We start from the raw sequence: 19791 nt of genomic DNA, 5'->3' as shown, positions 1-19791 counted from the left end.
ACTCAAGGTAAAAATACATGGCAACCTGCGGCGAAGTACTGGTCAAACTCCTTGAAGGCTATGGTGTGGACCATGTCTTCGGCATTCCAGGCGTGCATACCGTCGAGCTCTATCGCGGCCTGGCGGCTTCTTCCATTCGTCATATCACCCCGCGCCACGAGCAAGGCGCCGGGTTCATGGCCGACGGATATGCCCGGACCCGGGGCAAACCAGGGGTGTGCTTCATCATCACCGGCCCTGGGATGACCAACATCACCACCGCCATGGGCCAGGCCTATGCCGACTCGATCCCGATGCTGGTGATTTCCAGCGTGCAATCGCGCGATCAACTGGGCGGCGGCCGCGGCAAGCTGCACGAGTTGCCGAACCAGGCTGCATTGGTGTCGGGCGTGGCAGCCTTCTCGCAGACCCTGATGAGCGCCAACGACCTGCCACAGGTACTGGCCCGCGCCTTTGCCGTGTTCGAGGGCGCCCGCCCGCGCCCTGTGCATATCGAGATCCCACTGGACGTGCTGGTCGAGCCAGCCGATCACTTGCTGCCAGGCCGCCCGGTGCGCAGCAGCCGCGCAGGTGCCGCCCCCCAGGCCGTCGCTTTGATGGCCGAGCGCCTGGCCAAGGCCAAGCGCCCGCTGATTCTGGCGGGTGGTGGTGCGTTGAGCGCTGGCGCCCCCTTGGCCCGCCTGGCAGAGCTGCTGCAGGCACCGGTAGCATTGACCATCAATGCCAAGGGGTTGCTGGCATCCGATCACCCGTTGCAAATCGGCTCCACCCAGTCGCTGCCGGCCACGCGGGCGCTGGTGGCCGAGGCGGACGTGGTGCTGGCCATCGGTACCGAACTTGCCGAAACCGACTATGACGTGACCTTCAAGGGCGGCTTCGAGATCCCGGGCAGTCTGCTGCGGATCGACATCGACCCGGACCAGACAGTGCGCAACTACCTGCCCGAGCTGGCGTTGGTCGCCGATGCCGAACTGGCCGCCGAGGCGCTGTGCGCGGCCTTGCAGGGGCAGCCGCTGCCAGCGCGTGACGGTGGCTGGGGGCAGCCGCGCGTGCAGCAGCTGCGCCAGGCCCTGGCGAGCGGCTGGGACCAGCCGACCCTGAGCCAGACCCGCCTGCTGAGCAGTATCCTAGAGCGCCTGCCCAACGCCATTCTGGTCGGCGATTCGACCCAGCCGGTGTACTCCGGCAACCTCACGCTGGACATGGACCAGCCGCGCCGTTGGTTCAATGCCTCGACCGGTTACGGCACACTGGGCTATGCATTGCCAGCGGCGATGGGCGCCTGGCTGGGGAGCGCCGCGCAAATCGCCGAGCGTGCGCCGTCGGTTTGCCTGATCGGCGATGGTGGCTTGCAGTTCACCCTGCCGGAGCTGGCCAGTGCGGTGGAGGCCCAGGTACCGCTGATCGTGCTGTTGTGGAACAACCAAGGGTACGAGGAAATCAAGAAGTACATGGTCAATCGCGACATCGAACCGGTCGGCGTGGATATCCATACCCCAGACTTCATCGGCGTAGCACGGGCCTTGGGCGCCGAAGCGGAGCATGTGGTTGATGTCGCGCAGTTGCAGGCGGCGTTGGGGCGTGCGGTGGAGCGCAAGGGGCCGACCTTGATTCAGGTTGACCAGAATCAGTGGCAGGCGGCGGTGGTCGCGTAAAAAGCTGCCGGCCTGTACCGACCCCTTTGCCGGTACAGGCCGTGCACAACTTACCCGGCCGGGGCCCGCAGCCGCGCCACATCGCGAATCGGCGGCGCGCCGTACAGCCTGCTGTATTCGCGGCTGAACTGCGACGGGCTTTCATACCCGACCCGATAGCCCGCCACTGCGGCTTCAAGCCCGTCATTGAGCATCAACCGCCGTGCCTCTTGCAGGCGCAATTGCTTCTGGTACTGCAGTGGGCTCATGGACGTCACGGCCTTGAACCGGTGGTGCAAGGTCGAGGTGCTGAGGTTGACCTCCCGGGCCAGGTCCTCGATGCGCAACGGCTGCTGGAAGTTCTGGTTGAGCCAGGTAATGGCCTGGCAGACTCGGTGGGTCTGGCTGTTGGCCAAGGCGATCTCATACAGCCGATAGCCCTGCGGGCCACGCAGCAGGCGGTAGAGAATTTCTCGGCGGAACAGCGGCGCCAGCATGGCAATGTCTCGGGGCGTATCCAGCAGGCGGATCAGCCGCAGCAGCGCGTCGAGCAACTGTGCGTCGGTCCTCTCCACATACAGCCCACGGCCGGACGGCAGGTTGGGCACCAACATCGGCCCACTTTCGGCGATCAGCTGGCTGATTTCGGCCGGGTCCAGGTCCAGTCGCAAGCCCAGGCTGGGGTTTTCGGGGCTGGCATCGAGTTTGGCTGCGCTGATCGGCAAGGTCACCGACACCACCATGTAGTGCAGCGGGTCATAGGCGTACTGCTCGTCACCGAGGAACAGGCTTTTGCTGCCCTGTGCCAGGATGCACAACGCCGGCAACGCCAAGGTAGGCATGGCGCGGATGTTTTCCGTGTAGCGCACCAGATACAGGTCGTCGATGGCCGACACCGTGCCTTGGGGCTCGCCGGCATGGCGGCGGATCAGCTCGGCCAGCTCCTGGCGTTGCACTTCCAGGGACGGCTCGATGGGCGTGGCGGTGGTCATGATGGCTTCCTCTACTGACTGACGCAGCATAGGTTTGGGCAATGGCGGGCGCTAGTCGAAAGCTGCACGGCGATTGCCTGATCCTGCCGTGCTGCAGGATCAGGCAATCGCCGTGCAGTAATAGCCTAACGCGTCGCGCGCGCCAGCCTCTAACCTTGGCAGCCTGGTTTTTCGTCCGCCTGCTTCAAGGAGATCGTGCAATGACCCAACGACAACCGGTCACCCACTTGGCTTTCATTCGTGCCAGCAGCGGACGTTCGGCAGAGCTGGGCGCGCGCCTGCGCGATCTGCTCGAGCCTTCTTTGCGTACACCGGGTTGCCTTAGCTTCACGGTCCAGCGCTCGCAGGCCGACGCCGACCTTTGGTTGCTCAGCGGCAGCTGGCGCGACCAGCAGGCGATGAGCGGCTACTTCGCGTCACCGACCCTGGAGGTGTTCGGTGAGCTGGTGCAGGCTCAGGTGGTCAGCAGCCTGGATTTGCATACCTTCGATTGATCGCAGGTGTGTGCAGGTTAGAATGCCGCCCTCGATCAATGGCGCGGAGCGCAGCATGGCACGTAGAGAATTCCCGCAGTTCGAAGCGGTTTCGGCGATGGTCCCGGTGGAAGGGGGTGGCTACAACGCGGCCATTGCGGTGAAAGCGCTTGGCCTGGGCGGCGCCCCGCGCTTTCACAAGGTACTGGACGGCCAGGTGTTCAAGGGCGCCATGGCGGCCGACGAGGCCGCCTGCGCCGAACTCGAACGCCTGCAGGGCGTCAGTGATGAGGGCGAGCTGATCTGGTGATCAGTTGCCCGCCTGCGGCCTGGCCATCTTGAACAGGTTGCCCAGTTCGAAGTAATCCGCCGGGCCGCCACCACGCAGGATCGGCTCGGCGGCAGCGGTATCGTAGATGCCGTCCTTGAGCAGGTGCTCGGCAATGTGCACCGCCACCACTTCACCCAGGATCAGCCAGCTGGGCACCAGCGCCTGGTCCGCCCGCTGCAGCTGGACGATCTGGCTGACCTTGCACTCGAACGCCACCGGCGTTTCGCTTACGCGGGGCACCTGCACCACACGCGACGGTGCTGGCGTCAGGCCGCTCAACGCGAACTCATCGATGTCTGCCGCTACCGCCGCACAGCTCTGGTTCATCGCCTCGGCCAAAGGCCGGGTCGCCAGGTTCCAGACAAACTCGCCGGTCTGCTCGATGTTGTTCAGGCTGTCTTTGCGCCCGACACTGCAGAAACCGATGATCGGCGGGATGTAGTTGAAGGCGTTGAAAAAACTGTAGGGCGCCAGGTTCAGGCGGCCTTCGCGGTCGTGGGACGAGATCCAGCCAATGGGGCGGGGGCCGACGATGGCGTTGAAGGGGTCGTGGGGCAGGCCGTGGCCTTTGGCAGGTTCGTAGTAATACATCGGTGCTGGGCTTGCTTGCCCTACCTCTTGGGGACGAAGGCCTCTAGTGTGCCAAGCCTGTGCCCGCCTGAAAATGATCAAGCCCGGCCGAAGCCGGGCTGGGTGCGCGCATCAGCGATCAGCTGATGCGGTGAGCGTTGGTGCGGTCGAAGCCGTCTTCGGCGAAGCGTTGGCCGCCGGTGCGGTCGAAACCATCTTCAGCGAAGCGTTGGGCGCCAGTGCGGTCGTAGCCGTCCTCGGCGAAGCGTTGGCCGCCGGTGCGGTCGAAGCCGTCTTCGGTGAAGCGTTGGCCGCCGGTGCGGTCAAAACCGTCTTCGGCGTAAGTGGCGGCTTGGGTTTGCACCGCTGCGAAGGTATGGGCATTGGTACGATCGAAGCCGTCTTCGGCGAAGGCGCCAGCAGCGAAAACCGAAAGGGCCAGGGTGAGGATCAGTTTGTTTTTCATGGTCGTTGCTCCAGGGTGGCGAGGGGTTGTTGTTTCTATGGGTTTAATCCTACGCTGATAAAATTGATTAAAAAGCGCAAAAAATAGCGTCTAAATATCGTTTTTATCGATTGGTTAGCCCGTGCTGACGGTGAATCAGGCAGTGGACCTGAGGTGTATTGTCAGGGCGCGGATCATCGCTTCGTCAGCCCTTGCAGAATGACGGCGTGAAATTAATGGGGCGTTAAGATCGAAAATCAGTCTTTATGGCCACCTATTACCAGCGGCGTGAACCCCGTCAGGCGCTTGGGATGTCCTGAGTATTGATGCGATAACGTGTGCTGCGCCCTCCACCTGGCAGGCGGGTCAGGCAAGCCTTGTCGAGCAGGTCGGTGAGGTGACGGGTTGCGGTGGCCTTGGAGACTTTCGCCACGGCCTGGTACTGCGCGGCATTGATACCGTCTTCGAAGCCGCGTGGGCCTCCGTCGAGCAGCCTGTTAAGTACCTTGACCTGTTCGGGCAACAGGCCGTCCGCGCGGTGTGTTTGCCAGAACCTGGCTTTGCTGAGTATCCGGTCGATATTCAGCAAAGCCTGTTCGAGACTGCGTAGCAGGGTTTCGAGAAACCAGGTCAGCCAGCGGGTGATATCAAGGTCGCCTTTCTGACTGCTCTCCAATATCTGGTAATAGCCATTCCGGTCTTCGAGGATGCTTGCAGACATGGCATAGAAACGAATCGCCTGCCGCTCTGCCTGAGCCAGCGCCAAGTCGGTGATGGCCCGGGTCAGGCGGCCATTGCCATCGTCGAAAGGGTGCAGCGTGACGAACCAGAAATGCGCGATGCCTGCACGTAACAGCGGGTCCAGATTGGTTGCTTGGCGGCTGCTGGCAAACCAGTCGAGAAAAGCATCGACCTGTCCTTCCAGGCTGTCACAGGGCGGTGCCTGGAAATGTACCGTGGGCTTGTCGAGGCGTCCTGAAATCACCTGCATCGGTGCCTCGGCACGCAGCTGGCCCACCCGTATCGCTTTGCTCAGGCTTTCTTCCACCGCAGGGAACAACCAGTGATGCCAGGTGAACAGACGCTGCAAGGTCAGCGGCTGGTCGTACCCTTGCGTCGCATCCAGCATCAGTTGCGCGAGCCCTTCGCTGCGGACAGTGGTCGGGCCTTGTTCATGTGATCGTTTCACTCCACCCGTGAGCCGAATGAGCTGTCTATTCGGCTCATTATGTGAGCCGAATAATAGCGCTATTCGGCTCACGTACGGTGACCCACCGCAAAAAAGGGGCGCCCCCATGAAGGAGCGCCCCTGTTCAAGACCCGCGGACCTGAATCAGTCAGTGGTGATCCGCGAATGCTGCTTGGTGTCTTTCATGGTGGCATACACCAGCAGCGAGCAGGCGATGCAGCCGGTGACGTACCAGTAGAAGCCGGTTTCCATGCCGTTGCTCTTGAACCACAGGGCCACGTATTCGGCGGTGCCACCGAAGATCGATACGGTCAGGGCGTACGGCAGGCCAACGCCCAGGGCGCGGATTTCGGTTGGGAACAACTCGGCTTTGACCACTGCGTTGATCGAGGTGTAGCCGCTGACGATGATCAGCGCAGCCATGATCAGGAAGAACGCGCCCCACCAGCTTTGCACGGTGTGCAGGGTGCTGAGGATCGGCACGGTGAACAGGGTGCCGAGCACACCGAAGGCGATCAGGATCGGGCGTCGGCCGATCTTGTCGGACAAGCCGCCGACCAGCGGTTGCAGGCACATGAACAGGAACAGCGTGGCGGCCGAGATGGTGGTCGAGTCGGTGATGCTCATGCCCACCGTGTTGACCAGGTACTTCTGCATGTAGGTGGTGTAGGTGTAGAAGGCCAGGGTGCCGCCCATGGTCAGGCCGACCACGGTCATCAGCTCCTTGGGATGACGCATCAGGGTGCGCATCAGGCTTTCCTTGGCCTTTTCCTTCTTGGTGAAGGAGGTGGTCTCTTCCATGCCGCGACGCAGGTACAGCGCAACCACCGCGCACAGCGCGCCGATCACGAAGGGCACACGCCAGCCCCAGGCATACAGCTGCTCGGTAGTCAGCGTCTGCTGCAGGATGATCAGCACCGCCAGGGCGATGAGCTGGCCAGAGATCAGGGTCACGTACTGGAAGCTGGAGAAGAAGCCACGGCGTTCCTTGCTGGCCATCTCGCTGAGGTAGGTGGCCGAGGTGCCGTACTCACCGCCCACCGACAGGCCCTGCAGCAAGCGCGCAAGCACCAGCAGAATTGGGGCGGCGACGCCGATGGTTTCATAGCCAGGGGTCAGGGCAATGACCAGGGAGCCTGCGCACATCAGCAGCACCGAGGCCATCAGTGCGGCCTTGCGGCCTTTGCGGTCGGCGTACAGGCCCATCAGCCAGCCACCGATCGGGCGCATGAGGAAGCCCACGGCGAAGATCGCGGCGGTGTTGAGCAGTTGTGCAGTGGTGTCGCCGGCAGGGAAGAACGCTTTGGCGAAGTACAGCGAGAATGCGGCGTAGACGTACCAGTCGTACCATTCGACCATGTTGCCGATGGACCCGCTGAAGATCGACTTCAGGCGGCTGGCGGTGGTTTTTTCTGCGGTCGGCGCAATGGCCGCCCCGGTGGGCAGGGAGGTGGCGTTATCCATCAGGGATACCTTCTCGTTGTTTTTGTGGAGCGCGCCGGAGCGCTGCTTGCCACGGTGATTGCAGAAGGTGTGCCAAACGGGTGCGAAGTGATTCATTTGCGGGCACGCATGGCACCCAGCCCGCCTACCAAGGCCTGGCAAGGCGCCCGTGCAGGAGTGGCCTTGCGTCGCGAAGGGCTGCAGCGCAGCCCCAAACGAGCCGCCATAAGCAAATATCCGCTTACCCCGCACATCAGATAAGCGGAAAACCGCCTACCGCTCGATATAATCCTCACGCACCAGCCCATGCCGCTGCATCTTCTCGTTCAACGTCCGCCGCGGCAGTTGCAAAGCCTCCATCACCCCCTTGATCTCGCCCTTGCTCTGGCGCAACGCCGCCCGCAAACACTGCGCTTCGAACGCTTCCATCTGCTCGCCCAGCGACTGCCCGGCCGGCACCACTTCACTGTTCGGCGAACCCAGCCCCAGCGCGTGCCGCTCTGCCGCGTTGGCCAACTCGCGCACATTGCCCGGCCAGTCATGGCACAGCAGCTGCGCCAGCTGGCTGGCGCTGAGCACCGGCGCCGTTCGGCCCAGCTTCTCAGCGGCAGCACGGGCAAAGTGCTCGAACAGCAACGGGATATCTTCACGCCGTTCACGCAACGGCGCTAGCCGCAGCTCGGCGACGTTCAGGCGGTAGGCGAGGTCTTCACGAAAGCGCCCGGCACGGGCTTCTTCCAGCAGGTCGGGTTTGGTCGCGGCGATGATGCGCAAGTCGACGCTGATGCTCTGGTTGGCGCCCAGGCGTTCGAGCTTTTGTTCCTGGATCACGCGCAACAGTTTTGCCTGCTGGGCCAGGGGCATGCTCTCGATCTCATCGAGGAACACCGTGCCACCATTGGCATATTCCAACTTGCCGATCCGTTTGCCCTGGGCGCCAGTGAAGGCACCGCTCTCATGGCCGAACAGCTCGGCCTCGAACAGCGATTCGGGGATTGCCGCGCAGTTGAGGGCAACGAAGGGCTTAGCCGCCCGCGGGCCGAAATCGTGCAGGCAGCGGGCCACGCGCTCCTTGCCACTGCCCGTTTCGCCGCGGATCAGCACATTGACCGGCAAGCCGGCCAGGTCCAGTACCTGCCGGCGCAGTTGCTGCAGGCCTTGGGACATGCCCAGCAGGGTGCCTTCGAGGCGCGACTTGAAGTCTGCCTGTTCGTGCAGCCGGCGGTTTTCCAGCACCAGCTGGCGCTTTTCCAGGGCTCGGCGCAGGCTGCCCAGCAGGTGTTGCGGGGTGAAGGGCTTTTCGAGGAAGTCGTAGGCACCGTTGCGCATGGCCTCCACCGCCATCGGTACGTCACCGTGGCCGGTCAGCAGGATCACCGGCAGGTCGGGGTCAGCCGTTTGCAGGCGTTCGAGCAACTGCAGGCCATCGATGCCCGGCATGCGCACATCGCTGATGATCACCCCGGCAAAGTGCTCTGGCAGTTGCGCCAGGCACGCTTCGGCGTGGGCGAACAGTTGCACGCTGAAGCCGGACAGGCTCAGCCATTGCTCGACGGCGGTACGGATACTGGCTTCATCGTCGACAACGATCACTGAATTCAACATACAGGCTCCAGGTCGCGGGGCAGGGTAAGGCTCAGGCGTGCGCCGCCAGGCAGGTTGTCGGCCTGCAACTGGCCGCCCGCCTCATGCACGATGCCATAGGAAATGGCCAGGCCCAGGCCTAGCCCTTCACCCACCGGCTTGGTGGTGAAAAACGGGTCGAAGACCTTGGCCAAGTGCTCATCACCTATACCGCCCCCAGAATCGAGCACGCTCAGGCGCCACTGGTCGTTATCCCGCTCGATGCGGACCTCCAGGCGCTTGTAGCGTTTGTCGGCCATGGCGTCGAGGGCGTTGCGCAGCAGGTTGATCAGCACTTGCTCCAGGCGGATCGCATCACCGCGGACCCAGGCGGGGCGCGCCAGGTACAGCGCTACCTCGACGCCTTCGGTGCGGATGCGCGTGTCCAGCAGGTGCAGTGCCTGGTCGACCACAGAGGCCAGGTCCAGCCGCTCGCGCAGCCCGACCGGGCTGTTGCGGGCAAAGGTTTTCAGGTGGCTGGTGAGCGCGGCCATGCGCGTGAGCATCTGCTCCAGCGGCTCCAGGGCTTGGCGGGCCTCGTCGTAGCGGCCATGGTCGAGCAGCAGGCGCAGGGTCTCCAGTTGCATGCGTTGGGTGGTCAGGGGCTGATTGATCTCGTGGGCCATGGCGGCTGACATCTGCCCCAGTGCCGCCAGCTTGGCCGATTGCACCAGGCCTTCCTGTGCGGTGCGCAGCTCACGGGTGCGCTCCTCGACCTGGCGCTTGAGGGCTTCGCGGCTGCGCTGGCGCAAGCGTGCCAGGCGCAGCCGCTGGCTGACGAACAGCGCCGCGAAGACCAGGCTCAGCCACACGGCGGCGGCCCCCAGGGCGGCATTGCGGCCGTCGGCGGCGACCTGCGGTTTGCGCAACAGGTGCAAGGTCCAGTCCTCACCGTGCAACGGCAGGCTTTCCCACAGGTATTCGGCGACCCCCTGCGGGCCATGCACGCGGCTCAGGTGGCTGTTGTCGGCAAACTGGGTCAGCACCTGGTGCTGCAAAGGCACCAGAGGCTGTTTGTCGTATTGCCGGGTCTCGGCCAGTTCGGCACGGTCAGCGCCGCTGAGCGGCTGCAGCTCGCGGTAGCGCCAACCATCCTGGTTGGCGATGAAGGTGATACCGCGGGCATCACTGACCAGCAGGATGTCGCTGCCTTGGCGCCATTCGCGTTCCAGCTCGGGGAACTCGAGCTTGACCACCATGGCACCGAGGAAACGGCCATGCTCGTCGGTTACCGCGCTGGCGAGGAAATAGCCCGGCACGCCGCTGGTCACACCGACGGCGTAGAACCGCCCGCTGCCCTGGCTGCGGGTCTGCTTGAAGTAGGGGCGAAAGCCGTAGTTGGAGCCGACGTAGCTGCTCGGCAGTCGCCAGTTGCTGGCCGCGATGGCCAACCCGGTGTGGTCGAGCAGTTCGAGGGTGGACGAGTTGGCGGCACCGTTGATGCGTTCGAGCTTACGGTTCAGGGCGTCCTGTACCGGCTCGCTGACCGGGCCGCGCAAAGCTTCGATCAGCTCCGGGTCGAGCGCCAGCACCGCAGGCAGGGCGCGGTAGCGTTCGATCAGGGTGTGCAGTGCGTTGGCATAGAGGCCGAGCTGCTGGCTGGCGCGCTGGGCGTCGTCCTCCATGGCCTGGCGCTTGGCCTGGTGCATGGCCCAGCCCGCGCTGAGGGCGGTGCCGAGCAGGATGAACAGGATGATCAGCCCCAGACGCAGGGCGCGAAAGGAAAAAGCCATGGGGCAGATCCGCATGAAAGGGATAGCAGGGCCGGCCTGTTCGCGGGTAAACCCGCGAAGGGCCGGTACTGTTCACAGGCGTGTCACAGCAACTCGAAACGTTGCTGTTGCACCGACTCGGAATCCAACCCTACCTGAACGTTGAACTCGCCAGGTTCGGCAACCCGCTGCAGTTGGCTATTGTAGAACTTCAGGTCTTCTTCGCTGATGCGGAAGGTCAATGTCCGTGACTCGCCGGCCTTGAGCGGCAGTTTCTGGAAGTTCTTCAGCTCCTTGACCGGGCGGCTCATGGACGCCGAAACGTCCTGCAGATACAGCTGCACCACGGTTTCGCCGTCGCGTTTGCCGGTGTTCTTCACCGTGACCTTGGCCTCCAGCGTATCGCCACGCTTGAGGTCCTTGGCCGACAGGGTCAGGCCCGACAGTTCGAAGCTGCTGTAGCTCAAACCATAACCAAACGGATACAACGGGCCGTTGGGCTCTTCGAAGTACTGCGAGGTGTAGTTGCCAGGCTTGCCGGGGGTGAACGGCCGGCCAATGCGTGTGTGGTTGTAGTACATCGGAATCTGCCCGACCGAACGCGGGAAGGTGATGGCCAGTTTGCCCGACGGGTTGTAATCGCCGAACAGCACGTCGGCGATGGCATTGCCGCCCTCGGTGCCGCTGAACCAGGTTTCGAGCAGGGCGTCGGCCTGCTCACGCTCCCAGGCGATCGACAGCGGCCGGCCATTCATCAGCACCAGTACCAGCGGTTTGCCGGTGGCTTTCAGGGCCTTGATCAGCTCGCGCTGGCTGGCCGGGATCTCCAGGGTGGTGCGGCTCGACGACTCGTGGGACATGCCGCGCGACTCGCCGACCACTGCCACTACCACGTCGGCCTGCTGGGCGGCCTTGACCGCTTCATCGATCAGCACGGCGGCTGGGCGCAGGTCATCGACGATTTCCGGGGCATCGAAGTTGAGGAAGTTCAGGTAGTCGAAGATCGCCTTGTCGCCGGTGATGTTGGAGCCTTTGGCGTAGACCAGCTTGGCCTTGCCATCCACGGCGCGGCGCAGGCCTTCGCGCACGGTCACCGAATGCACCGGTTTGCCGTCGGCGGCCCAGCTGCCCATCATGTCGATCGGTGCATCGGCCAGCGGGCCGACCAGGGCGATGGTGCCGGCCTTCTTCAGGGGCAGGGTCTGGTTGCGGTTTTCCAGCAGGACCAGGCTGCGGCGGGCCACGTCACGCGCGGCGTCGCGGTGCAGGCGGTCGTTGCCGTAGTAGTCCTTGAGGTCGGTTTCGGCCTTGCCGATTCGCACGTACGGGTCTTTGAACAGGCCCATGTCGTACTTGGCGCCCAGCACTTCGCGCACCGCCTGGTCCAGCTCGCCCTGGGTCACTTCGCCGGCCTTCAGCAGCCCTGGCAGCTCTTCGCCGTACAGGGTGTCGTTCATGCTCATGTCGATGCCGGCCTTGATCGCAAGCTTCGCGGCTTCTCGGCCGTCGCGGGCGACGCCGTGGCGAATCAGCTCCTGGATGGCGCCGTGGTCGCTGATGGTCACGCCCTTGAAGCCCCACTCCTTGCGCAGCAGGTCGTTCATCAACCAGGTATTGGAGGTGGCTGGCACGCCATTGATCGAGTTGAGCGCCACCATCACTCCGCCAGCACCTGCGTCGAGCGCGGCGCGGTAGGGCGGCAGGTAGTCGTTGTACATCTTCGGCAGGCTCATATCCACCGTGTTGTAGTCGCGGCCGCCTTCCACCGCGCCGTACAGGGCGAAGTGCTTGACGATGGCCATGATGCTGTCGGGGTTGGCCGGGCTGCTGCCCTGGAACGAGCGGACCATCACCTGGCCGATTCTGGAGGTCAGGTAGGTGTCTTCACCGAAACCTTCACTGGTGCGGCCCCAGCGCGGGTCGCGGGCGATATCGACCATCGGGGCGAAGGTCATGTCCAGGGCGTCGGCTGCGGCTTCGATGGCTGCGGTGCGGCCGACCTTGGCAATGGCGTCCATGTCCCAGGTGGCGGCCATGCCCAGGCCGATCGGGAAAATGGTGCGTTCGCCGTGCACGGTGTCGTAGGCGAAGAACATCGGAATCTTCAGACGGCTGCGCATGGCCGCGTCCTGCATCGGCCGGTTCTCGGGCGCGGTGCGCGAGTTGAAGGTACCGCCGATACGCCCTGCGGCGATTTCTTCGCGGATCTTCTCGTGCGGCATCTCCGGGCCGATGCTGATCAGGCGCAACTGGCCGATCTTCTCGGCCTCGGTCATCTGGCTGATCAGGTGATTGATGAACGCCTGCTTGTCTTGCAGGGGCGGGGCGGTTTGGGCGGCGAGGGCCGCCTGACTGGCAAGGCCCATGGCCAGGCCCAGCAAAGACAGTTTCATCATGGATTCCGTTGTGGGGCCTCTACCGTATCCACAGTGATACGCGCGCGGCCGAAGTTATCAGGCGACTATTGTTGTACAGTTCGGGGGCAATGCTGCCAGCGGCGGATTATGCCTGAATATATCGGCTGCCGATGGCGCCCTGCGTGCCTGGACAACAACAATAAGAACGATCGAGAGACCGCTGGCATGACCCCTTTCAATGAATACGATCAACGCCAGATCGCCGAAGCCATTGCCCGCGCCGAACGGCGCACCGATGCCGAACTGGTCACGGTGCTGGCCAGGCGTGCCGACGATTACGCCTACCTGCCGCTGTTCTGGGCTGCCGTGCTGGCCCTGGCCGTGCCTGGCCTGCTGCAGTTAGTGCTTGGCTGGCCCGGTATGCGTGGCCTGCTAGTGGCCAATGTGCTGGTGTTCATCGGTTTGTGCCTGCTGTTGCGCAACCCGCGCCTGGCGGGCTGGTTGATCCCCCGTGCCTTGCGCCGCTGGCGTGCGTCGAGCCTGGCCCGTCAGCAGTTTCGCGAGCAGAACCTGCAGCGCACCACGGCTGCCACGGGGGTGCTGATTTTCGTCAGCGAGGCGGAGCGGCATGTGGAGATCCTGGTCGACCAAGGGGTCGAGCGTTACCTCGATGCCAGCGCCCGCGCGGCCATCGTCGGCCGTTTTACCGAACAGGTCCGCCAGGGCCAAACTGTGCAGGGTTTTGTCGAATGCATCGAGGCCTGTGGCGAGGCACTCAGCCAGCATGTACCCCCCACCCATACGCGCAACGAGCTGCCTAATCGCCTGGTCATTCTGGACTGAACGCGGCTGGCGAGTGAGGGGGCGGCAAGCTCGCCGCCACACCTGTAGAATACGGGGCATTGCGCAACGCGCCCCCTGCTACCCGAGGCACCGTTTTTCATGTCCGCCAGTTCTTCTGCTTCAACCGCGCCCGATGCGCGTGCCCAGTTCCTCGCGCTGTTGAGCACCGCCCTGCACGGTAATACCTTGGTCAAACTGGTGCTGGCGCGCCACGTCGGTGCCGACTCGACCTTGCAGCGGATCATCGCCAAACCGTTGCAGGTCAAGGGCCAGCCCTGCCTGTCGCTGGTGTATCGCCACCAGACCCGGGACATCACCCGCAACCTGCCGCTGGAGCAGGCCGAAGTGCTGGTGGCTGAATTGCTGCCTGAGAGTTTTCGCAACGCCCACCTGTTCGATGCCGACGGCGAAGTGCAGTTGACGTTCAGCAAGAAGGGCAAGCCCATGCTCCAGCGCCACGGCGCCCAGGCCCCGCGTGAAGCGGCTGCGAGCAGTGCCCATGACCGCGAGAAGAAGCGCTACCTGGAATTGTCGCGGCCCTTCCTGCGTGACCTGGGTGTGACCGATGCACAAGGGGCGTTGATCCCGTCGATGTCGCGCAAGTGGAAGCAGATCAACAAGTTCATCGAGGTGTTCGAGCACGCCTTGGCCAGCGCGCCGGTGCCAGCCGAACAGGCCCTGCGGGTGGCCGACTTCGGCTCGGGCAAGGGCTACCTGACCTTTGCCATGCACGACTACCTGCGCAATACCCTGGGCCGCGAAGCCCAGGTAACGGGTGTCGAGCTGCGCCAGGAAATGGTCGACCTGTGCAACGCCGCCGCTGCGCGGCTTGAGCACCCTGGCCTTGAGTTCCAGTGCGGTGATGTGCGCAGTGTGGTGCCCGAAGCGATCGAGGTGATGATCGCCTTGCACGCCTGCGACATCGCCACCGACTACGCCATCCACACCGGCATCCGTTGCAACGCCGCGATCATCATGTGTTCGCCGTGCTGTCACAAACAGATCCGCCCGCAGTTGCACAGCCCGGGGTTGCTGCAGCCGATGCTGCAGTACGGCCTGCACCTGGGGCAGCAGGCCGAGATGCTCACCGACAGCCTGCGCGCGCTGTACCTGGAAGCCTGTGGTTATGAGACCAAGGTGTTCGAGTTCATCTCGCTGGAGCACACCAACAAGAACAAGATGATTCTGGCGGTCAAGCGCAGGCAGGCGGCGGATAACGGGGCGCTGCTGGAGAAGATTGTGCAGCTCAAGGCGTTTTATGGGGTGCAGGAGCATTGCCTGGAGACACTGTTGCGCGGGGATGGGTTGATTGCGGGTTGAGGGGTGGGGTTTTGTGCGCATGCCTTGATTGATGCAGTGCCTGTGAGATCGAGCGCCGCCGGGCATGCCTTGGGAGGTTTAGCGCCTATGAGATCGAGCGCCGCCGGGCATGCCTTGGGAGGTTTAGCGCCTATGAGATCGAGCGCCGCCGGGCATGCCTTGGGAGGTTCAGCGCCTATAAGATCGAGCGCCGCCGGGCATGCCTTGGGAGGTTCAGCGCCTATAAGATCGAGCGCCGCCCGCGCGGCGCATCGCGACGCAAGGCCGCTCCTACATCTGTTTCGGGCCAATTATTCCTGAGGGATTGGCGCGCGGCCCCTTGGTGCCCGCCTCAATATCGCGTCGTACAAACAAGGCGGTCGCGCGCAAATGCCACTGGCCTCACTGGCCCGAAACAAATGTAGGAGCGGCCTTGCGTCGCGATGCGCCGCGCGGGCGGCGCTCGGTCTCAAAGGCGCTAAAAATGTGATGGCGAACAAACACCCGCCTCAACGGCGAGCAGTCGGCACCTCGATCGCCAGTTCCGCCAACCCCAACGGATGCGTGCTCGCATCGAAAAAGTGCAGCGCAGTCGCCGGCAGATCCCCGAACCGATCAATGTAGTGCTGCTGCTGATTGATCACCGAAGCCTCCCCCAACGGCCGGATGGCAATCGACAAATGGCGGGGGCGAGCTTGGCGAACAGCCTCGACCAAGTGCTGGTCACTGCTGTCCAGATGCTGCCCGAACAGGCACAGCCCCTGGCTTTCCTGCGCGAGTTGCCCCAGGCACCAGTTCAGGTAGTCCGAGTGACGAATAGCGCGAAGCTTCTCGTCGCTACGGTCTTCGTTGACGAACAACGGCACTTCACCCGGAATGTTCACGGCAAAGCCATCGAGCAGTTCGGCGCTTTCGGCGCTGCGCTGGCGGGTAGTGCCATCCGGCAGCTTCAGCAGGTGCAGGCCGCCATGCAGGTGCAGTACGCGGGTGCCTTCGCTGCGGGTGCGGCGTACGTCGAAAAAACCCTGCTCATCGAACAGCTCGGCAAAACCTTGCGGGGCGTGCTGCACGGCCCATGGCAGGATCAGGTCGTAGTTGCTGGTGTAGATGTTGCGATAGCCGCGCAGGGCCTGGTTCAGCGTGGCCAGCGTGGTGGCCGGCATCAGCGGCCAGGGCAGGTGCAGCGTGCGCACAGCATGGATCAGCGCTTCCTTGATCGAGTAATAGCGGTTCAGCGGCGCGGTGGAGTTGATGGCCAGGGCGGCATTGGCCCGTACGGTGGTGTTCAGCGCGCTGAGCACCGGCTCGAACAGTTCCGTGGCAAGCGACTTGAACAGGGCCTGGTCACTGATCGCCAAACCCTTCTTACGGCCCGCACGTTGCGCTTCCTCGAACAGCGAGAAATAGCCAAACGGCTTCCACAGTGCGCGGCTGGCGCCGTTGCCCAGCAGCAGGGCGTCGCAAGGGTGGCGTTGGTCGAGTGCTGGCCAGGTGGCGAGGAGATTGTCAGGTGCGGGCATGCGGGGTCCGTTGGGCGGCGCGGGAAACGGTGGCGACTTTAACATGTCAGGCAAGCCCCTGGTGATTGAGGCTGGCGATGGCCAGAAGGTTTGCATGAGAATGATATTGATTCATATTAACGCCGCGGCGTTCAATGACCTCCTTCCTTTATTCAGCCGCTGGCGCACGGCTCCTGTTGCGCCATATCCGGTAAGCGCGGATCCCGGCCCGTACCGAGCCGAACAGCAGTTTGTCCTCCATCTCCCGGGCCATCCCTGAGCGCACCAGCATGCGCAGGAAGGTGCCACGGGCGCGGGCGATGGCGAAGAAGATGCCTTGGGCGGCCAGGGTGTCGCGCACCTCGCGCAGTGCGGCGATGCCGCTGACGTCGATGCTGGTCACCGCTTCGGCATCGAACAGCACGGCCTTGGGCTGGGCCTGGCTCTGCACGGCTTCCAGCAGGCGCATCTTGAAGTAGTCGGCGTTGAAGAACAGGATCGCGTCGTCGAAGCGGTACACCACCAGGCCCGGCACGGTGCGGGCGTCCTTGAACTTGCGGATGTCGACCTGGCCCTCGGTGCCTGGCAGCCAGCCCAGCACCGCGTCGGTGGGTTGGTAGATGCTGTACAGCAAGCGCAGGATCGCCAGGGTCACGGCAAATACGATACCCGGCAGCACGCCCAGGCCCAGTACGCCAACCGTGGTCAGCAGGCACAGCCAGAACTCGAAGCGGCTCAGGCGCCTTATGGTCTTCAGCGACTTGATGTCGATCAGCCCCCAGCCTGCCATCAGCAGCACGGCGCCCAGCGCCGCCTGGGGGATCCAGGCCATGGGGGCGGTGAAAAACAGCAAAATCAGGGCGATCACCAGCGCGGCGATGATCCCCACCAGTTGGCTCTTGCCGCCGACCATGTCGTTGACTGCGGTGCGTGAATCGGCGCCACTGATGGCAAACCCTTGGGACATCCCCGCAGCCAGGTTGCTTACGCCCAGCGCCACGAACTCATGGTTGGCATTGATGGCATAGCCATGGCGTGCAGCAAAGCTGCGGGCGGTGAGCATCGCGCTGCAGAAACTGACGGTGGCGATACCCAAGGCATCGCGCAACAGGCTCTTCATTTCTGCCAGGTTGCTTTGCGGCCAGGCCAGTTGCGGCATGCCGGCCGGTACCGGGCCGAGGATGGCGACACCCAAGCGGTCCAGGCCGAACAGGCCGACCAGTACGGTGAACAGTGCCACGGCCACCAGCGCCGCAGGCAGCCGTGGGTAGCGCGTTGGCAACCAGATCAGCAGGGCCAGCGCGCACAGGCCGATGGCCAGGGTAGGCAGGTGAATCTCGCCCAGGCGCTGCAGGAAGTTGACCAGGCTGAGGATGAACCCATCGCCCTCGATCTTGAACCCCACCACCTTGGACAACTGCCCGGCGATCAGGCTCAGGCCGATGCCGTTGAGGTAGCCGATCAGGATCGGCCGCGAGAAGAAACTGGCGATGAAGCCCGCTCGGGCCAGCCCCGCCGCGATCAGCATCACGCCAACCAGCACGGTGACGATCACCGACAGTTCGGCGATGCGCTGTGGGTCGCCCAGTGCCAGAGGTGCCACGGCGCCGGCGATCATTGCGCAAGTGGCGGCGTCCGGGCCGACCATCAGCTGGCGCGAACTACCGATCAGGGCGTACACCATCATGGGCAGTACGCACGCATACAGGCCATATTGCGGTGGCAGGCCGACGATCTGGGCGTAGGCGATGGCGATGGGGATCTGGATGGCGGCAACCGACAACCCGGCCTGCAGGTCAGCGTGGAACCACGCGCGGCGGTAGTGCAGCAGGTTGGCGAGGCCAGGTAGCCAGCGGGACAGAAACATGCGGGGTCCTTTCTGAATGTTTCACGAATCCCTGAAGCATATGCGCTTCAAGCCGTTTCGCTTGCAAGCGGATTCGTCGGTCGCGCATTCAAGCGGATCGGCAACAAAGTGGCCATGGGCCAGGTCAAGGAAAGGGCTTGGAGATGAAAAGGCGGGGACCAGAAACGAAAAAAGGAGCCAAGGCTCCTTTAAACAGCGATGACGTTGCTGGAACGTCATGCGGGAATGCGTGGTGGAGCGGGTAGAGGGAATCGAACCCTCAACTAAAGCTTGGGAAGCTTTCGTTTTGCCACTAAACTATACCCGCGTCTGCGTTCGACTTTTTACCAGAACCCTTCACGAATTAGAAGCCCAAGTTATAAAAAAGCTTGTCGGCGGCCCATAGCCTGCGGGTAATCACTACAGGACGCCGATGCGCTCAGATGGCCAGTGCATGCTGCCCCTGTACGTGCTGGTAGCGTTGACGTGGCTCACGCTCGGTCGGCTTGAGGAAACCGAGCAGTACGCTGCGGGTGTCTTCGCAGGCTGCCTTGGTCTCCATGTCGAGGAAGTGCCCGGCATCGCGGATGACACTGAAGTGGCTCTTGCCTACATGGCGGCCAAACTCGCGGGCATCTTCGGCCGTGGTGTATTCGTCACGTTCGCCGTTGATGAACAGCACCGGGATGTTGATGTTGCGCGCCCTGCTCAATGCCCGTTCCAGGTCGTGTTGCAGCACCTCGTTGATGTGAAAGTGCATCTGCGCGTACTCGTGGCTGTCCAGGCTGCTGACGTGGCGGTAGTTGAAGCGCTTGAACAGTGACGGCAGGTGCTTGCCGATGGTGTCGTTGACCAGGTTGCCGACCTGGTAGCGATCACAGGCGGCCAAGTACTGGCAGCCACGGTCCAGGTAGTCGCGCATCGGTTCATTGATCACCGGCGAGAACGAACTCACCACGGCCTTCTTCACCCGCCGCGGCTGGTGCGCCAGCGCCAGCAGCGTGCTTGCACCGCCCCACGAGAACGACATCACGTGGTCGGCCTGGAAGTGCTCGATCAGCTCAAGAAGGATATGCGCCTCGGCCTCCTTGGTAATCAGCCGCTCCTGGCGGTTGTGCGGCTTGGACTTGCCGGCGTACGGCTGGTCGAACAGCACGACGTTGAATTGCGGGTGCAGGTTACGCACCGTCTGGGCGAACGAGGCCGTAGTGGCCAGCGAGCCGTTGATCAAAATGATCGTCTTCTCGGCTGCATCCGCGCGATGGAACTCCGTGTAAACCCGATACTGACCTTGGATATCAAGTACAGCGATTTCTGGCCTCATGTCATCGACTCCTGGCGCAAAAAGGGTATTCGCGTCACCTAGGGTGCACGTTCTTTATGACAGGTAGGCATTTGCCTTGAAGAGTAACGGGGGGCCCAGTGTCGATCCTTGGCACACGTGTCGACGGTATTGTTTTTGGCGGGCAATTTGCCGTGCCCCAAGGCATCTAGGCCTTGGGTGGCCGGCAAAAAGTGTCTTCGGCTGCGGGCGT

Annotated in this window: 15 protein-coding genes, 1 tRNA gene and 1 pseudogene; 5 read left to right on the top strand and 12 right to left on the bottom strand. The window is 63.3% G+C overall.

Annotation, left to right across the window (positions count from 1 at the left end; all coding sequences use genetic code 11):
• Nucleotides 1–17: 17 nt before the first annotated feature.
• A complete protein-coding gene (locus tag LOY26_RS21480; protein ID WP_033702745.1) occupies nucleotides 18–1655 on the top strand; it encodes a 5-guanidino-2-oxopentanoate decarboxylase in 1638 nt (545 codons plus the stop codon).
• 50 nt (nucleotides 1656–1705) lie between these two features.
• Here LOY26_RS21480 and LOY26_RS21475 read toward each other — a convergent pair whose 3' ends face one another.
• Nucleotides 1706–2626: an AraC family transcriptional regulator gene (locus tag LOY26_RS21475; RefSeq protein WP_186656543.1), complete on the bottom strand. Its 921-nt coding sequence runs from the start codon at nucleotides 2624–2626 to the stop codon at nucleotides 1706–1708.
• 200 nt (nucleotides 2627–2826) lie between these two features.
• Here LOY26_RS21475 and LOY26_RS21470 point away from each other — a divergent pair, with 200 nt between their 5' ends.
• Both LOY26_RS21470 and LOY26_RS21465 read left to right on the top strand, forming a co-directional pair.
• Nucleotides 2827–3120, top strand: coding sequence for a putative quinol monooxygenase (locus LOY26_RS21470; RefSeq protein ID WP_033702743.1), 294 nt, complete (start codon nucleotides 2827–2829; stop codon nucleotides 3118–3120).
• A gap of 22 nt (nucleotides 3121–3142) precedes the next feature.
• Nucleotides 3143–3409: a hypothetical protein gene (locus tag LOY26_RS21465; protein ID WP_186656546.1), complete on the top strand. Its 267-nt coding sequence runs from the start codon at nucleotides 3143–3145 to the stop codon at nucleotides 3407–3409.
• Here the strand turns inward: LOY26_RS21465 and LOY26_RS21460 are convergent, their stop codons facing one another.
• The 7 genes and pseudogenes from LOY26_RS21460 to bglX form a co-directional block, all read right to left on the bottom strand.
• Nucleotides 3410–4021, bottom strand: a complete 612-nt coding sequence (locus tag LOY26_RS21460; protein ID WP_186656548.1) for a flavin reductase family protein — start codon at nucleotides 4019–4021, stop codon at nucleotides 3410–3412.
• 118 nt (nucleotides 4022–4139) lie between these two features.
• Nucleotides 4140–4466, bottom strand: coding sequence for a hypothetical protein (locus LOY26_RS21455; RefSeq protein WP_047583608.1), 327 nt, complete (start codon nucleotides 4464–4466; stop codon nucleotides 4140–4142).
• 277 nt (nucleotides 4467–4743) lie between these two features.
• A pseudogene (locus LOY26_RS21450) lies at nucleotides 4744–5619 on the bottom strand (Fic family protein); the annotation flags it as partial.
• 159 nt (nucleotides 5620–5778) lie between these two features.
• Nucleotides 5779–7098 carry an MFS transporter gene (locus LOY26_RS21445; protein ID WP_033702996.1) on the bottom strand — a complete coding sequence of 440 codons (1320 nt, stop codon included), beginning with the start codon at nucleotides 7096–7098 and terminating at the stop codon, nucleotides 5779–5781.
• Between the two features lie 252 nt (nucleotides 7099–7350).
• Nucleotides 7351–8682: a sigma-54 dependent transcriptional regulator gene (locus LOY26_RS21440; protein ID WP_047583609.1), complete on the bottom strand. Its 1332-nt coding sequence runs from the start codon at nucleotides 8680–8682 to the stop codon at nucleotides 7351–7353.
• Nucleotides 8676–10433 (bottom strand): ATP-binding protein, encoded by a 1758-nt coding sequence (locus tag LOY26_RS21435; RefSeq protein WP_186663415.1) that lies wholly within the window; start codon nucleotides 10431–10433, stop codon nucleotides 8676–8678. Before LOY26_RS21435 ends, LOY26_RS21440 begins: the two co-directional genes overlap by 7 nt.
• Before the next feature lie 83 nt (nucleotides 10434–10516).
• Nucleotides 10517–12808 (bottom strand): beta-glucosidase BglX, encoded by a 2292-nt coding sequence (bglX, locus tag LOY26_RS21430; RefSeq protein WP_186663416.1) that lies wholly within the window; start codon nucleotides 12806–12808, stop codon nucleotides 10517–10519.
• Between the two features lie 186 nt (nucleotides 12809–12994).
• Here bglX and LOY26_RS21425 point away from each other — a divergent pair, with 186 nt between their 5' ends.
• Together LOY26_RS21425 and LOY26_RS21420 are read left to right on the top strand one after the other, a co-directional pair.
• Entirely contained in the window at nucleotides 12995–13612 is a 618-nt protein-coding gene (locus tag LOY26_RS21425; RefSeq protein ID WP_186663417.1) for a TPM domain-containing protein, read from the top strand.
• 99 nt (nucleotides 13613–13711) lie between these two features.
• Nucleotides 13712–14932, top strand: coding sequence for an SAM-dependent methyltransferase (locus LOY26_RS21420; RefSeq protein ID WP_186663418.1), 1221 nt, complete (start codon nucleotides 13712–13714; stop codon nucleotides 14930–14932).
• A 488-nt stretch (nucleotides 14933–15420) separates the two neighbouring features.
• On the opposite strand, the gene LOY26_RS21415 is transcribed toward LOY26_RS21420, so the two are convergent.
• The 4 genes from LOY26_RS21415 to LOY26_RS21400 form a co-directional block, all read right to left on the bottom strand.
• Entirely contained in the window at nucleotides 15421–16431 is a 1011-nt protein-coding gene (locus LOY26_RS21415) for a DUF4917 family protein (RefSeq protein WP_186663419.1), read from the bottom strand.
• A gap of 148 nt (nucleotides 16432–16579) precedes the next feature.
• On the bottom strand, nucleotides 16580–18277 hold the full coding sequence (locus LOY26_RS21410) for a SulP family inorganic anion transporter (RefSeq protein WP_186656577.1): 1698 nt from the start codon (nucleotides 18275–18277) through the stop codon (nucleotides 16580–16582).
• 233 nt (nucleotides 18278–18510) lie between these two features.
• A tRNA-Gly gene (locus tag LOY26_RS21405) sits at nucleotides 18511–18584 on the bottom strand.
• Between the two features lie 111 nt (nucleotides 18585–18695).
• Nucleotides 18696–19580, bottom strand: coding sequence for an alpha/beta fold hydrolase (locus LOY26_RS21400; RefSeq protein WP_258714073.1), 885 nt, complete (start codon nucleotides 19578–19580; stop codon nucleotides 18696–18698).
• Nucleotides 19581–19791 lie beyond the last annotated feature (211 nt).

It is taken from the genome of Pseudomonas sp. B21-047 (assembly GCF_024748775.1).
Taxonomy (GTDB): domain Bacteria; phylum Pseudomonadota; class Gammaproteobacteria; order Pseudomonadales; family Pseudomonadaceae; genus Aquipseudomonas; species Aquipseudomonas capeferrum.
The sequence above is the reverse complement of the archived record's forward strand: the minus strand, read 5'-3'. Positions and strand labels throughout refer to the sequence as shown.

Bases quoted from the DNA above. Each gene is read 5' to 3' on its own strand.
- LOY26_RS21480 (WP_033702745.1), top strand. From the start codon at position 18: ATGGCAACCTGCGGCGAAGTACTGGTCAAACTCCTTGAAGGCTATGGT.
- LOY26_RS21475 (WP_186656543.1), bottom strand. From the start codon at position 2,626: ATGACCACCGCCACGCCCATCGAGCCGTCCCTGGAAGTGCAACGCCAG.
- LOY26_RS21470 (WP_033702743.1), top strand. From the start codon at position 2,827: ATGACCCAACGACAACCGGTCACCCACTTGGCTTTCATTCGTGCCAGC.
- LOY26_RS21465 (WP_186656546.1), top strand. From the start codon at position 3,143: ATGCCGCCCTCGATCAATGGCGCGGAGCGCAGCATGGCACGTAGAGAA.
- LOY26_RS21460 (WP_186656548.1), bottom strand. From the start codon at position 4,021: ATGTATTACTACGAACCTGCCAAAGGCCACGGCCTGCCCCACGACCCC.
- LOY26_RS21455 (WP_047583608.1), bottom strand. From the start codon at position 4,466: ATGAAAAACAAACTGATCCTCACCCTGGCCCTTTCGGTTTTCGCTGCT.
- LOY26_RS21445 (WP_033702996.1), bottom strand. From the start codon at position 7,098: ATGGATAACGCCACCTCCCTGCCCACCGGGGCGGCCATTGCGCCGACC.
- LOY26_RS21440 (WP_047583609.1), bottom strand. From the start codon at position 8,682: ATGTTGAATTCAGTGATCGTTGTCGACGATGAAGCCAGTATCCGTACC.
- LOY26_RS21435 (WP_186663415.1), bottom strand. From the start codon at position 10,433: ATGGCTTTTTCCTTTCGCGCCCTGCGTCTGGGGCTGATCATCCTGTTC.
- bglX (WP_186663416.1), bottom strand. From the start codon at position 12,808: ATGATGAAACTGTCTTTGCTGGGCCTGGCCATGGGCCTTGCCAGTCAG.
- LOY26_RS21425 (WP_186663417.1), top strand. From the start codon at position 12,995: ATGACCCCTTTCAATGAATACGATCAACGCCAGATCGCCGAAGCCATT.
- LOY26_RS21420 (WP_186663418.1), top strand. From the start codon at position 13,712: ATGTCCGCCAGTTCTTCTGCTTCAACCGCGCCCGATGCGCGTGCCCAG.
- LOY26_RS21415 (WP_186663419.1), bottom strand. From the start codon at position 16,431: ATGCCCGCACCTGACAATCTCCTCGCCACCTGGCCAGCACTCGACCAA.
- LOY26_RS21410 (WP_186656577.1), bottom strand. From the start codon at position 18,277: ATGTTTCTGTCCCGCTGGCTACCTGGCCTCGCCAACCTGCTGCACTAC.
- LOY26_RS21400 (WP_258714073.1), bottom strand. From the start codon at position 19,580: ATGAGGCCAGAAATCGCTGTACTTGATATCCAAGGTCAGTATCGGGTT.